This is a genomic window from Virgibacillus dakarensis, assembly GCF_900155625.1.
Lineage (GTDB): Bacteria > Bacillota > Bacilli > Bacillales > Amphibacillaceae > Lentibacillus_C > Lentibacillus_C populi.
Window position 1 is genome coordinate 2,019,549 of sequence record NZ_LT732554.1, and the last position, 15,107, is coordinate 2,034,655.

Annotated in this window: 10 protein-coding genes and 2 riboswitches; of the genes, 8 read left to right on the plus strand and 2 right to left on the minus strand. The window is 40.9% G+C overall.

The features are described from left to right. Positions 1 to 186: 186 nt before the first annotated feature. The 4 genes from CZ382_RS19215 to CZ382_RS19230 all read left to right on the plus strand — a co-directional run bounded on the left by CZ382_RS19215 (position 187) and on the right by CZ382_RS19230 (position 5,925). Complete coding sequence (locus CZ382_RS19215; protein WP_088052767.1) at positions 187 to 4,143, plus strand: S8 family serine peptidase; 3,957 nt, start codon at positions 187 to 189, stop codon at positions 4,141 to 4,143. Between the two features lie 74 nt (positions 4,144 to 4,217). Beyond that, positions 4,218 to 4,700, plus strand: a complete 483-nt coding sequence (locus CZ382_RS19220; RefSeq protein ID WP_088052768.1) for a hypothetical protein — start codon at positions 4,218 to 4,220, stop codon at positions 4,698 to 4,700. A gap of 28 nt (positions 4,701 to 4,728) precedes the next feature. Beyond that, positions 4,729 to 5,295 (plus strand): signal peptidase I SipW, encoded by a 567-nt coding sequence (sipW, locus tag CZ382_RS19225; RefSeq protein ID WP_088052769.1) that lies wholly within the window; start codon positions 4,729 to 4,731, stop codon positions 5,293 to 5,295. A 42-nt stretch (positions 5,296 to 5,337) separates the two neighbouring features. After that, positions 5,338 to 5,925 carry a CalY family protein gene (locus CZ382_RS19230; RefSeq protein WP_088052770.1) on the plus strand — a complete coding sequence of 196 codons (588 nt, stop codon included), beginning with the start codon at positions 5,338 to 5,340 and terminating at the stop codon, positions 5,923 to 5,925. Positions 5,926 to 5,962: 37 nt separating this feature from the next. On the opposite strand, the gene CZ382_RS19235 is transcribed toward CZ382_RS19230, so the two are convergent. Together CZ382_RS19235 and CZ382_RS19240 are read right to left on the minus strand one after the other, a co-directional pair. Further along, positions 5,963 to 7,435 carry a glycine betaine uptake BCCT transporter gene (locus tag CZ382_RS19235; protein WP_088052771.1) on the minus strand — a complete coding sequence of 491 codons (1,473 nt, stop codon included), beginning with the start codon at positions 7,433 to 7,435 and terminating at the stop codon, positions 5,963 to 5,965. A 255-nt stretch (positions 7,436 to 7,690) separates the two neighbouring features. Continuing rightward, complete coding sequence (locus CZ382_RS19240) at positions 7,691 to 9,409, minus strand: IS1634 family transposase (RefSeq protein WP_088050135.1); 1,719 nt, start codon at positions 9,407 to 9,409, stop codon at positions 7,691 to 7,693. A gap of 387 nt (positions 9,410 to 9,796) precedes the next feature. Beyond that, positions 9,797 to 9,993, plus strand: a riboswitch (cobalamin riboswitch). Positions 9,994 to 10,482: 489 nt separating this feature from the next. Here CZ382_RS19240 and mmgD point away from each other — a divergent pair. The 4 genes from mmgD (at position 10,483) to thiT (ending at position 15,032) form a co-directional block, all read left to right on the plus strand. Beyond that, complete coding sequence (gene mmgD, locus CZ382_RS19245) at positions 10,483 to 11,589, plus strand: citrate synthase (RefSeq protein ID WP_088052772.1); 1,107 nt, start codon at positions 10,483 to 10,485, stop codon at positions 11,587 to 11,589. Positions 11,590 to 11,734: 145 nt separating this feature from the next. Next, positions 11,735 to 13,174 carry a 2-methylcitrate dehydratase gene (prpD, locus tag CZ382_RS19250; protein WP_088052773.1) on the plus strand — a complete coding sequence of 480 codons (1,440 nt, stop codon included), beginning with the start codon at positions 11,735 to 11,737 and terminating at the stop codon, positions 13,172 to 13,174. A 15-nt stretch (positions 13,175 to 13,189) separates the two neighbouring features. Then, entirely contained in the window at positions 13,190 to 14,098 is a 909-nt protein-coding gene (gene prpB, locus CZ382_RS19255) for a methylisocitrate lyase (protein WP_088052774.1), read from the plus strand. Positions 14,099 to 14,226: 128 nt separating this feature from the next. After that, a riboswitch (TPP riboswitch) is annotated at positions 14,227 to 14,328 on the plus strand. A 107-nt stretch (positions 14,329 to 14,435) separates the two neighbouring features. After that, positions 14,436 to 15,032 carry an energy-coupled thiamine transporter ThiT gene (thiT, locus tag CZ382_RS19260; protein WP_088052775.1) on the plus strand — a complete coding sequence of 199 codons (597 nt, stop codon included), beginning with the start codon at positions 14,436 to 14,438 and terminating at the stop codon, positions 15,030 to 15,032. Positions 15,033 to 15,107 lie beyond the last annotated feature (75 nt).

The window sequence follows — 15,107 nt, forward strand, 5'->3', positions numbered from 1 at the left end:
ATGATGACTTAAAGCAAGACCTTATACCTATACAAAGACTATTTTCATAAACTAATTGAGACTATTTGCACTAGTACTTCTATTTTTAATTCGATAATGTTAGAAATGACTGAGTATTTAAATGAAACACGTTGCAAAGGAGGGGGAAAGTTCCTATATTTCAATTAAATCTAAAGGGGGAGAAATATGCTAAAACGAATTTCAGTCGTGATATTGGCCTTACTGCTGGCATTCAGTAATTATTTCTATGTAAGTGCAGCCGAAATCACAGGGAAAACACTCCAGCAGCATACGGAGAAAAAGGTAAAACCAGACGCTAAAAAGCTGAAAGAAACGACAGATCCTAATAAAGAAGTTAGAGTAATTGTCGAATTAAAAGAAGCAGCACCAATAGAGAAAGCTACTAAAAAAGGCGTTACATTTAATAGTTTGCAAGAAACGGAAAAAAATCAGCTTCAGCAAGCGGCAAAACAAGAACAAAAAACGGTCAAAGATAAAATGAAGACCGAAAAAATTGAGGCTGATTACTTACAGGAATTTACTACCGTCGTAAACGGATTTAGTGCCGAAGTCAAACAAGGGGATATTGAGTTCATTAAAAAGATTCCTAACGTTGGCAAGGTACATATCGTAAATGAGTATAAGCGACCGGAAGTAAAACCGGAGATGAAATATAGCAAGGAATTGGTAGAGGCGCAAAAAACATGGCGTGATTATGGTTATAAAGGGGAAGGGATGACGGTCGGGGTCATTGATACCGGGATTGATCCGTCACACCGTGATATGATCCTATCCGAGAATACAGAACCTGCCCACACAAAGCAGTCTGTTGACCAAACGGTAGCTGATCAAGGGTTGCCAGGTAAATTTTACACGGAAAAAGTCCCATATGGTTATAACTACATGGATGAAAATGACGAAATTCTTGACAATATTCAAGGAGCATCCATGCACGGCATGCATGTTGCCGGAACGGTTGGCGCCAACGGAGACGAGGATAATGGCGGTATTAAAGGGATAGCCCCGGAAGCACAGCTGTTAGCCTTAAAGGTTTTTGGAAATGACCCGGAAATGCAGTCAACCTATGGCGATATTTATGTAAAAGCAATTGATGATTCTATTAAACTAGGTGTCGATGCATTGAACTTGAGTCTTGGCTCTCCTGCAGGGTATGTCGATCCGGGTGCACCCGAGCAGCAGGCAGTAAAACGCGCGGTTGACAATGGAGTACTTGTATCAATCTCTGCCGGAAACTCGAACAAGTTTGCGGAAGGATTCTATTATCCGCTTGCCTCGAATCCGGATTATGGTCTGAGCGGTTCACCGGGAGTAGCAGAGGATTCACTGCAGGTTGCTTCCTATGAAAATACGTATATGGATGTTGATGCGGTGGATTATACGATTGATGATACAGAAGGCAGTGCACCATTTCTTTCCGCTGGCAATACAGATCCGTCTGATTATGTAAAGACATCGTTTGAGGTCGTTGAAGCCGGACTCGGCGCACCGGAGGATTTCGCCGGAAAAGATGTAAAAGGAAAATATGCCCTGGTTCAGCGCGGTGAACTGGCATTTACGGATAAGGCATTAAATGCTCAGGAGGCTGGAGCGGAAGGGGTAATTATCTATAACAATACAGATGGCATTGTGAGTATGGCAACAGATAATGCGATCGAAATACCGCAGCTGTTCATGTTGAAAAATGACGGGGACAAGCTTGCAGCAGCTTTAAAAGACGGTAAATCCGTTACATTGAATTTCAATGGTGGTACAGCAACGATCAATAATCCGGGTGCTGGAAAAATGAGTGATTTTACGTCTTGGGGACTGACCCCGAACTTGGACTTTAAACCAGAAATTACCGCTCCAGGCGGACAAATTTTATCAACCTTGAATAATGATGAATATGGGTTGATGAGCGGTACGTCGATGGCTGCACCACATGTAGCAGGCGGCGGAGCACTCGTCTTGCAGTATGTCGATGACAAATTTGGACTTGATCACGCTGACCGGGTTGCCATGGCCAAAAATATCATGATGAATACAAGCAAGCTGGTGAAATTAGACGGGGCTTATGTATCCCCGCGTCGTCAAGGTGCTGGTTTGATGCAGCTGCATGCAGCACTATCAACACCAGTTATTGTTACAGAAGCAAAGAAAAACGAAGCGAAAGTAGCGTTAAAACAAATAACCGATAATGAGGTAACATTTGAACTGACTGCGAAAAATCTAACAGATGAAGCGGTTACCTATGATGTAAAGGCTAATGCCCAGACTGACCAGCCTGTAGCAAATGGTAATGATACACTGGTCGTTCCAAACCAATTCGCGGCACTGGAATTGGATAAAGTGGCTACGGTCAATGGAGAAGCGGTCAGTCAAATCGAGGTTCCGGCAAATGGGGAAGCCACCGTTACGGTAACGGTTGATGTAAGCAGTGTTGACGAACAATTGGGCGAATTTTTCACGAATGGTTACTGGCTGGAAGGATTTGTAACACTGACAGATCCAACAGACACGAATCCGGAAATTTCGGTACCATACGTTGGCTTTAAAGGTGAGTGGGATAAGGCACCGATCATGGACAAGCCGATGTGGGATGATGAAACCTATTATGGCATGACTGGTGTTGCCACATTCCAAGGAAAAGATGAAGAGGGCAATGATCAATATGGTTTTCTCGGTGAAGATCAGCAAACGGCTGAAATAGATCCGGAAAAGATTGCTTTCTCGCCAAATGGAGATGGGGTTCAGGACGATGCTCTTGTTATTTTGTCATTCCTGAGAAATGCAAAAGAAGTAAAATTTAACGTATTGGATGAAAACAAGGAAAAAGTACGCACGATTACGACAGAATCGTATGCGACAAAGAATTACTATGATGGTGGACGAGCCCCAATGTACTCCTTATCTTCGTCTAGAAAATGGGACGGAAAAATTGCTGGAAAACAGGCACCTGAAGGAAAGTATTTTCTCCAGGTTGAGGCCGTAATTGACTATGATAATGCAGCGTGGCAATCACTTGAGCTTCCGGTCGTACTTGATACAACAGCACCTGATCTGGATGCAAAGTTTGATGAGACAACGCAAAAAGTTACAGTAGATACAGAGGATAATCCAGAGGGAATTGGGCTTGCCTACTGGGATGTACAGATCGACGGGAAATCCATTCTTGACAAACCATATGCGGATGGTGAGACGGAGCACAAGCTAACGAAAAAGCTGCAGCCAGGTCAAACGCTAACAGTTGTTGCTGTTGATTATGCCGGTAATGAAACATCAAAAGAGGCAGTTACGGGAGAAGATACAACAATGCCAGATCTGCATCTGAAAACACCGGAATTTCTAGGGGTGGAAACAAGCAGGGAAGTGGAATTCACCGGGTATGTAACAGATAAATCCGGAATTAAAGAAGTGACTGTTGATGGTGAAAAGGCCAAGGTTGTCTATAACGAAGAACAAGATCGGTATGACTTCTCTGTGACAATAAAACATAATAAAGATGGCTACTTTTTCCATCGTATTAAAGCGGTAGACAATGCTGGTAATGAAGCAGAAATCGGCCGCAGATATTTTGTGGATACGGAAAAGGCCAAACTGAAGGTGAAGGCTGCCAAGAAAACGGATGCTGATACCATTCAGGTTGCAGCTACAGTTACAGACAATTTTGATGACATTCGCCTATATGTGAATGGAAACGAAATTTATAAGCATGAGCTTTCTGAACCGTATGGTATGAACGGTTTTGAAAAGAAGATTAACGATATTCAGTTAGACCTGAAAGACGGTAAAAATGAATTTGAATTCAAAGTAGTGGATCTTGGCGGGCATGTGACGAAAAAGACCATCGTCGTAGAGAAAGAAGATGGAGCTACTGAATCAAATGTTGAAGCAATGCTGACACTTGTTGACCAGTATCAGCAAAATGGAGAAATCAAAAATCCAATCGTTACACGTCTATTAAAAACGCAATTGACGGCAATCGGCCATTATGCCGATAGTGGATTACAGAATAAAGCTGTCAAGCATATGAAGAACTTCAAATCAGCAATTGATTATTACAAGGACAATAACCTGATAGCAGAAGACGCTGCAAAGACACTGAATAAACATGCTGATAACCTGATTGAAAAATGGCAATAACTTTTTAAATAAAAACCTCTGTGGCAAGTACACAGTTTGTCACAGAGGGATATGCTTTGTGAAGGAGTTTTATCATGATTTTCCGTACAAAAAAGAATTCTGGATGGAAAATGTATATTCTATTCCCGCTTGTTACCGGATACCTGTTATTTTTTACCATCTCGCAATTAATCACGCCGACAACGGCATATTTTACGGATAGCCAAACCGTTGATGGAAGACTATCCACGTCGGATCAATTTGGTGAAGCAGAAACGGAACCTGCGAGCGGGGATAATATTAAGGAAGAAGAACAAGCGGAAGTGGAAAACAAGGATCAGGAAAATGAAGCAGGCGATGTGGAACAGGATCAACAGGCTAGTGAAGATAAGACAGATGCAGATAAGCAGGATAAAGTCTTGACGGATGAAGGTAAGGATGAAACATCGAATCAATCAGAAAGAGCCGATCAGAAGGCTGCATCAGAAGGATCAGAACAAGAAGTAAAAGCAGCAAATGACAAGCCAACAACAAAATCTGAGGGAAATGAACAGACGGAGCCAAGCGGAAAAGAATGATGGAAAAGGGCATCGGAGTGATGTTTGTATGAAAGCAAAAAGTATTTTAAAGCTGATCAGCAATATTGTAACAACCCTATTGTTTATTGTGCTGCTCGTTACGTTATTTGCCGTGATATCGATGAAAGCTTCAGGTGGTGAAGCAAGTATATTTGGCTATCAAATCAAGACGGTCCTTTCCGGGTCAATGGAACCAGACATTCAAACCGGATCGATCATAACGATAAAGTCTACTGATGGGCAGCAGACCTTTCAAAAAGGTGATGTGGTTACATTTAAAACAGAAGAAGATATTTTTGTGACACACCGGATTGTGCAAGTGAAGGAAGATGGACAGCACTATATTACCAAAGGAGATGCGAATGACGCGCCCGATATGGATCCTGTCTCACCAGGAGATATTGTCGGGGTATATACAGGATTTACGGTTCCGTATGTCGGGTATGTTATGAATTTTGCTAACTCCAGAGAGGGTGCTGCGTTAATGTTAGTGTTACCTGGTGTTTGTCTGCTTTTATACTCTATGGTAACGATTTGGCGTGCATTAAGACAAATCGATAAACCCAAAGGTGATGTAGGGACAGACGCGAAATAGGCAGTTATGTTTTAACCAATAAAATGAAGGGGGAAGTTTTAGATGGGTTTAAAGAAACAACTTGGATTGGGTATTATGTCGGCTGTGCTTGGTTTAACGTTGATTGGCGGGGGGACTTATGCGTATTTCAGCTCCAGTAAGACAACCAATAATACATTTGCGGCAGGAACATTGGATTTAGCTGTGGAACCAACGACGATTATTGATGTAGACGGTCTGAAACCAGATGATTCTGTCATACGCGATTTTGAATTGCAAAACAGTGGATCATTGGATATAGCGAAAGTACTGCTGGAAACGAATTATAGCGTTATCGATGCGGAGGGCAATAATACTGACGATTTCGGCAAGCATATTCAGGTTGAATTCCTGTACAATGCGGATAAGCTGGATGAGGTAATCTATGAAACAACGCTGGCAGATTTGAAAGAGATGACACCGGAAGCAGTTAACGAAAGTGTTTTTTTACCAGCATTTGGTGAAAAAGGTCTTGAAGCAGGAAGTTCAGATGATCTTGTTGTAAAGTTTAATTTCCTTGATAACGGTGAAGACCAAAATCAATTCCAAGGTGATTCACTAAAACTTGAGTGGAAATTTAATGCACAACAAGCGGCTGGTAAAGAGCAATAGTTTTTCGAGTGACAGGCACCCAGTCGGGTGCCTGTCACTATTTTACTTCTTTACTTAGTGCCTTAAACAATGCTATTACCATTAAAATCATGACAAATGAAAACGGTAGTGCGGCGATGATAATGGTGTTCTGAATCGCTGTTAAACCGCCGACATAGAGCAAAATTAGTGCTACGGCAGATTGAGCGATACCCCAAATGATTTTGACTTGATTCGGCGGTATCAGGGAACCGTTCGTTGATTGTATACCGAGAACAAACGTCGCTGAATCGGCAGAGGTAATGAAGAATGACGCAATCAGCAAAATCGCAATGATGGAAAGAATGAACGATAACGGCATTTGATCGAACATATTAAACAATACGAGTTCTGTTGCATAGTTTGTCAAGTCAGTACCACTGTTTTGTACATCTCCAGCAGTTGTACCAAATGCGGCAAACCAGATGGAAACAAATAATGTTGGTGCGACCATTACACCGAGTAGAAATTGACGAATGGTTCTTCCTTTAGATACACGTGCAATGAACATGCCGACAAATGGTGCCCAGGATATCCACCATGCCCAGAAGAAGATTGTCCAATTGTTATGCCAGGCACGATTATCTCCCTCAAGTGGTGCGGTTCGGAAGCTCATTTCTATGAGGTTCTGCATGTATTGCCCAAACGTTTCAGTAAACATATCAAGAATCAATAATGTCGGACCAACAATTATCACAACGACTAGTAATAAAACCGCAAGTACCATGTTTGTATTGGATAAATATTTAATTCCTTTACTTAAGCCGGACCAAGCGGATGCAATGAAAAGGATTGTTACGATCAGAATAATGATAAACTGTGAGAAAAAGCTAACTTCTACACCAAATAAATGGGAGAGTCCCCCATTAATCTGGGCTGCCCCAAAGCCTAGTGAGGTTGCAACCCCAAAAACCGTCGCAAACACTGCTAGTACATCAATTAAAACCCCAAGCGGACCATTCATTTTCTCTCCGAACAATGGTTTTAATGTGGCCGAAATTAATCCCGGTTCTTCTTTGCGGAATTGGAAGAATGCCAATGCTAGTGCCACAATGCCATACATCGCCCAAATGTGAACTCCCCAGTGGAAATAAGAATAGGAAAGACCTTCTTTGAAGGCTGCATCCGTACCAACTTTTTCTGTTGCTGCATCAAGGGCATAGTTAAATAGTGGCTCAGCAGCACCATAGAACACGAGCCCGATTCCCATCCCCGCAGAGAACAGCATGGCTATCCATGTAGGAGTTGAAAAATCCGGTCGCTCTTTGTCCTTGCCTAGACGAATTTTACCGTATGGACTAATTGCAATGATAATAGAAAGAATAATCATGGCAGACATAAGCAGCATGTAATACCAGCCAAATGATGTCGCAACAAATGCTTTAATGTTGCCGGTTATTTTCTCAAATTGCCCGGGAAACAGAGCACCTAATATTACTGCCAGGATAACTAAAACCAAAGTGATGTAAAAAACCCTTGTAACTTTCTTCATGAATCCCCCTGAAAAATTTTGACATAGTAATAACGATACCAAAGACTTTAAGACGGTGCAATTTTATTCTTAGATTATCCAATAAACGGGGTAATCATTTATCGATAACAGCTATTTATCTAAGATGAGAATTATTGTAATCTTAAAAAATGAGTGATATACTCTCGTCTTTGACAGTTTTTGAAGGGTAAAACCTCCCGAAACCTTGTTATTGAAAGGTTTTGGAAGGTTTTTTTTACTATCAAAAGTTGAGTACTATTTTGTCTTCTTCAATTGTTTTAAAATTTTTTTCATGTCCTTTATCGGAACAATTTCATAGTCTGTTCGAAACCCAAACACCTTATGCAACTTATCCGTTAATTCATCCCGCTCATAAAGTGGAACATAACCTTCACCGGAAACTTCCATTACCTCCATATTTCGTAATTTTTGAATGACTGCGGGACAAGTGAATGCCTCTTCTAATTTTTGCTCTACTATACGATAGGTTAGTAAGGCAAGAAAACAAGTAAGAAAATGGGCTTCGATCCGATCTTCTTTTCGTACATACACAGGTCTTGATTTTAGTTCACTTTTCATGATGCGGAAACTTTCTTCAATTTCCCACCGTTGTTGATTAATACGAATCAATTCCAGTGGATCAGATTCCAGATTAGTGCACACTCCATAAAACCCGTCATACTTTGCTTCTTTTTGAATCGATCCCTCATCAATTGAGAAATGGGCCTTTTTAGCGACCTCTCCGTCTCCTGTAGTATACTGGGCCTGAATAAACCGCGCAGGATCATTGGGTCTTTTCTTTTTAAGAGAAGATGGTTTTTTCACTTTTTTCAGAGCTCGTTCGATTTGTCTCTCCCGAATGGTTTGTTGATAATTTTTATATTTTGGTGAAAAAGTGACAAGAAGCCGTTGTTCTAAATTTCCTTCTTTAATCCAACGCTCTTTGAAATAAGTTGTTTGATTTTCGGAACTGTCATCAACATCAGAAAGATGAATGGCTTTATCGCCTGGCCTTACATGCCACCCAGAAGGGTCAAGTGCCCATTCTTTCAGATGTTTTTTTAATTTCTTGATGGATTGTGTAGTAATGAATCCACGCTTGCCTAACGTGTTATATATCCGATTTTTTTCAGAAGATAGGCCTGCATCCGTACAGACAACAAACTGGGATAGCTCAAAGTCTTTTAAAATTCTTTTTTCTAAAGGCTTAAGAGACCCTTGTTCGTTGTCATTTCCTCTGAAAATAGAAAAGGCAAGGGGAAGACCAGAGGCGTCCATAAATAACCCCATTTGAACTATCGGATTTGGCCGATTTTCTTTTGATATTCCGAATTGTTTATCCCCATCCTCCTGTTCGATTTCGAAATAAAAATTGGTACAGTCGTAATACAAAATTTTTTTGTGACGGTTGACCAATTTCAAGCTGTTTTTATAAACCGTTTGTTGAATAAAATCTGTTTCCTTTTTCAGCACATCTAACGCGCGATACAGTTGGTGGGGCTCGCATTGAATGCCTTCTAATAAGGATTGCGCTTGTTCAAACGAGTTCTTTTTAGACGTAGGATGCAGCACACGCATATAAATTAATTTAGACAGGATTTCATTGAGGTCATAATGAAACTGATATTTTTCCTGAATGGTCCTTGTCGTGTGCTGTAAACCCAGTTGGTAGTAAACGGATTGTAAAAACAAATAACCAACATTGAACGAGCGTCGCTGATTGTGCTCAACGATTTTTCGCGGATTATATTTTGCGATAATGACCGCGCTTTTTTGTTTCTTTTGTTCCGTTAATTTTTTTGCATAGGCCCGCGCCCATTCCTCCGGATCCACACCCGGATGTTTTTCACGGATCTCCTTTTCATTTCCAAGCGCTTCCACAACTTTTGTCGTTGATTTTCCGTTGATATCACGGACATTTTCGATGACGGAATAGGAAACGGAATTCTTGGACACACTCTTTTTAATGCGCATCACTATCCCTCCATTTCCTTTAGATACGTCTAATATAACATAGTACTAAATAGTACTCAATAATAAAATTAAAAATTTGACAAAAAAATAAGCCCTCACAAGGCTTACAGTGTTTTTTTGGAAGTGAAACTGTCAAACTCCCGCACCTAATATTACTGCCAGGATAACTAAAACCAAAGTGATGTAAAAAACCCTTGTAACTTTCTTCATGAATCCCCCTGAAAAATTTTGACATAGTAATAACGATACCAAAGACTTTAAGACGGTGCAATTTTATTCTTAGATTATCCAATAAACGGGGTAATCATTTATCGATAACAGCTATTTATCTAAGATGAGAATTATTGTAATCTTAAAAAATGAGTGATATACTCTAAGAGACAAATTGAATAGGTTTAGGATATAGGTGCGGCAAATTCATTCTATTTATTGTTTAAAGGGGAGTCAGGTCGAAATCCGTAACTTGTCCGCAAACTTTATATGGGAACGATTCGAGCGAGGCACTGTATTCGTTTGTATGGAAATGGGAAGGGCCAAAGGTAATGACCATGACCAGGGAGACCTGTTTATGTCCAATAACAACCTGCGAGGAGTCGTGTTACGTGCAAATAAACAGATGTGCATGTTTATATATTTTCTCCCTCGAAGCATGTTACAACTTCAATATGGGAGTTGTTTTTTAATGTATAAGAGGATGTTCAAAAAGGCACCAAATGATAAGCGGCGAATCTCTTCGTTGGCTTGCTTTTCCGCTCCTCATGTACCTTTTTATGTACACTCCGGTGCTCAAAGCTACGCCGCCTCGACCTTCTTGCTTCTCATTCGGCGACTTTTTGAACACGTACTATAAGGCCCAAATTAACACCCATCTGGAGCATTTTCTTTAAAACCCCCTTTGCAAGTGGCATTAATAGTGATTTCGTCGTTGCTTAAACCTCTCAATTACAAGTTGTCAACAGGCAAATTTGTCCATGCGCAAAAAGCTTTAGTCAAAAAGAAATATTACTTATTACTTTTTTTGAAAGGGGTTTCAAGTTTGTCCATAATGAACGGAGAGGATGGAGGAGATCTTTATGAAAACAGATGCTAAGTTTGTACCAGGGCTTGCGGGAGTAGTTGCAGCAGAAACAGCGATTTCATTGCTTGATACCGAAAAAGAGAAAATCGTGATTAAAGGGCATGATTTAATAGCGCTATCGAAGGATAAGGACTACTTGGATATTGTGAACCTTTTGCTTGAAGACACACTGCCTGATCAAACAACAAAAACAAAGTTGGAAGAAAAATTGAAAGCGTTATATGATGTTCCGACTGGTCTAATCGCAGTTTTTAAATCATTACCGAAAGCAACACACCCGATGGATGGTTTAAGAACCGGCATCTCCGTACTTGCAGGTTATGATGAACAGATTGATGACCGTTCTTTAGCGGTAAATAAAAGCAGGGCATACGATCTCTTGGCAAAACTGCCTACTATTACAGTAAATAGTTATCGAATACTAAATAACCAGGAGCCGGTTCAACCGCAGCAGGAATTAGCTTATAGTGCCAACTTTTTATATATGATCACTGGAAAGGTTCCGACCGAACAAGAGGCGAAGATTTTTGATCGATCCCTTCTATTGTATAGTGAACATGAAATGCCGAACTCCACATTTACTGCGAGAGTGATAGCATCAACGCAATCGGATTTATATGGTGCCTTAACAGGGGCGGTTGCGTCACTGAAAGGTAATTTGCATGGTGGTGCCAATGAGGCTGTCATGTACATGTTGCGTGAAGTTGATTCAGCAGCTTCCTTTGAAGAATTACTAATGAAAAAGCTAAGCCGAAAAGAAAAAGTTATGGGCTTTGGACATCGGGTTTATATGAATAAAATGGATCCAAGAGCATTAATGATGAAGGAATCATTAAAGCAACTTTGTGAGAAGAACGGAGATTTCTTATTACTGGAAATGTGTGAGGCTGGGGAAAAGTTGATGAAGCGGGAGAAAGGTTTATATCCGAACCTGGATTATTACGCTGCTCCAGTTTATTGGCTGCTCGGGATTCCAATTCAGTTATATACACCTATCTTTTTCAGTGCACGAACAGTTGGATTAAGTGCGCATGTGATTGAACAGCATCAGCATAATCGTATATTTCGCCCACGGGTCCATTATATTGGCAAACCGTATTAATTTGTGATTTGACTATCGGAAGGTGATGTCACGAAAAGCGTGTCTCGGATTTGCCGACAAAATTCAGTTAATCGCCATGCCGACATTTGAGATAATCAAGGCTCACGTAACCTGCCACATAAAAAGGATAGAAAGGAAGAGGATTGTGATTAAAGTAGATGAAACAAATAAAACCGATGTACTACTCGAGGAAATTGCCGATTATGTTTTAAACAAAGAAATTATAAGCACAGAAGCATTTACGACCGCTCGTTATGTTTTGCTTGATACTTTAGGATGTGGAATTCTTGCGCTTAGCTATCCGGAATGTACGAAGCTGCTTGGCCCGGTTGTGCCTGGGACGGTTGTGCCAAACGGAACTCGCGTCCCCGGTACTTCCTACGTACTTGATCCAGTAAAGGGAGCTTTTAACATTGGTTCCATGATTCGCTGGCTGGACTATAATGATACATGGCTAGCTGCTGAATGGGGGCACCCTTCCGATAACTTGGGTGGAATCCTGGCAGTTGCCGACTATGTAAGCCAGGTCCAGGTAGCAAAAGGGAAGGATCCGCTTACCATTCATGATGTATTGGAAATGATGATTAAAGCACATGAAATTCAAGGTGTTCTTGCACTGGAAAACAGTTTAAACCGTGTTGGGCTGGATCATGTGTTATATGTGAAAATAGCAACAACCGCTGTTGTTACAAAAATGTTAGGCGGTGGGCGCGAGGAAATCATTAATGCATTATCAAACGCCTGGATTGATAACGCAAGTCTTCGTACGTATCGACACGCACCAAATACTGGATCGCGTAAATCTTGGGCTGCCGGAGATGCAACGAGCAGAGGTGTATTTTTGGCAATGTTGGCTGTTAAAGGCGAGATGGGTTACCCATCTGCATTGACCGCTTCTGGTTGGGGGTTTCAGGATGTCTTATTTAATAAACAAACGTTAACATTGAGTCGCCCGTTCGATGCCTATGTGATGGAAAATGTCTTGTTTAAGGTCGCTTACCCAGCAGAATTCCACGCACAAACAGCTGCAGAGGCAGCGGTTCAGCTGCATCCAGAGGTAAAAGATAGACTCGATGAGATTGATAAAATAATGATTACCACACATGAATCGGCTATTCGGATTATTGATAAAAAAGGTCCATTAAATAATCCGGCAGATCGGGATCATTGTATCCAATATATAACAGCGGTTGGACTATTACATGGTGATGTTACGGCAGACCATTATGAAGATGAAGCAGCTGCTGATCCTAAAATTGACAGATTACGGGATAAGATGGTGGTAACAGAAAACAAACAATATACAAACGATTATCTAAATCCGAACAAGCGCTCAATCGCTAATGCTGTCCAAGTTTATTTTAAAGACGGAACGGCAACTGCAAACGTGGAGTGTGAATATCCTTTAGGGCATCGGTTTAGAAGAGAAGAGGCATTTCCGAAGATCAAAGAAAAATTTACTGCCAATCTTGCAACACATTACACCTGGAAGCAACGGGAAAAAATTGAGGAAGTGTGTTTCGATCAAGATAAAATTAATTCTATCAAAGTGAATGCATTTATGGACTTATTTGTTAACGCGTAAAGGAGGACATCGTGTATGGCATGGATAGTGGATCAACAGGCCTCACAAGCAGAACTGGCAAACCAGTTTAAGGAGCTAATCAATGAAAAATCAATTTTGCAAATCCCTGGAGCCCATGATGCAATGGCAGCACTAGTTGCGAAAAATGCTGGGTTTAAGGCACTTTATTTATCTGGAGGTGCATACACCGCAAGCAAAGGGCTTCCAGACCTTGGGATTGTGACCTCGACCGAAGTGGCGGAAAGAGCGAGGGATCTTGTTCGGGCAACGAATTTACCTGTGCTTGTTGATATTGATACAGGATTTGGCGGGGTTCTTAATGTTGCTCGTACAGCTCGGGAAATGATCGAAGCCAATGTCGCGGCAGTACAAATAGAGGACCAGCAACTTCCGAAAAAATGTGGTCATCTTAATGGGAAGCAGCTTGTTTCTAAAGAGGAAATGGTTCAGAAGGTGAAAGCGATTAAGGAGGTAGCCCCGTCACTCGTTGTTATAGCACGTACAGATGCACGAGCAGTAGAAGGTCTGGAAGCTGCCATTACAAGGGCACAAGCATATATTGAAGCTGGTGCTGATGGAATCTTCCCGGAAGCATTGCATACCGATGAAGAATTTTGCTTATTTGCCAAAAAAATAGCTGTACCACTGCTTGCCAACATGACGGAGTTTGGCAAGACTCCGTATATTACTGCTGAAGCCTTTGAAGAAATGGGCTTTCGCATGGTTATTTATCCGGTAACTTCTTTACGAGTGGCTGCTAAGGCTTATGAACGAATTTTTCGTTTGATTAAACAGGAGGGGACACAAAAAGATGGTGTCTCTGATATGCAAACAAGGAAAGAGTTATATAAGACAATTTCTTACGATGATTTTGAGGAGCTGGATGAAACAATTGCCAAAACAATGTTGTCCAGTGACCAATAGAAAAATATGCAAGTCTTTTGATTTTCAAGCGATGACTCCGATTCGATGTTAAAGATAATTTCTGGAGTCAACGTCCTTTTCTACTACTTAATTAAATTTATGTTATGATAAAGATAATAAAATAACAACGCAACCACAAGGGGAGCGTAAGGCTGAGAGAGAACATGTTTTGTTCTGACCCTTTGAACCTGTTAGTTAGTACTAGCGTAGGGATGTGGTGATTAAAAACAGTGGTTTACTGATTTCTATGGAAAAGAACAGTAACTTGACTGGTTTATCTGTATTCACTTATGTCTTCCTTTTGGTGCGTTAAAACAAAAAAGGGAGGCATTTTTTGATGAAAAAATTAAGCTTGCAAACGATGATTGAGGTGGCCATTTTCGCGGCATTTGCATTTGTTTTGGATTTATTGCCATCATTCCATTTTGGACCGTCCATATCTATTTCCTTTTCCATGGTACCAATATTTATTGTTGCCTTTCGCTGGGGTTTTTTTGCGGCTTTTGTATCAGGATTTCTTTGGGGGCTCCTGCAGATTGCACTCGGTGAGGCATGGATTCTCACACCAACACAAGCATTTATTGAATATTTTATTGCCTTCGCATGTATTGGCTTTGCCGGTCTTTTCATCAGACCAATCAAAGGGAATTTGCTAAGGGGACGAAAAGGGAATGCACTCATGTGGATTGTCATCGCGACATTGGTCGGTGGTGCTGCTCGCTATTTTTGGCATTTTGTTGCCGGCGTGATTTTTTTCAAAAAGTATGCGATCGAAGCGGGGAAGTCACCAATTATTTACTCATTGACGATGAATGGGATCACGTATATTGCTTCTTCAATAGCCTGTGCGATTGTGTTAGTCCTAATCATTTCGAAGGCAGGTCAATTAATTACGTCGGCAAAGTCTGCTAAGGATCAGCGTATGGTTAGTTGAAAAGTACAATCTCATTAAAAACAGCCAAGCATAAAAAGGTGTTTGGCTGTTTCTTATGGAATTACTTGTTATGCT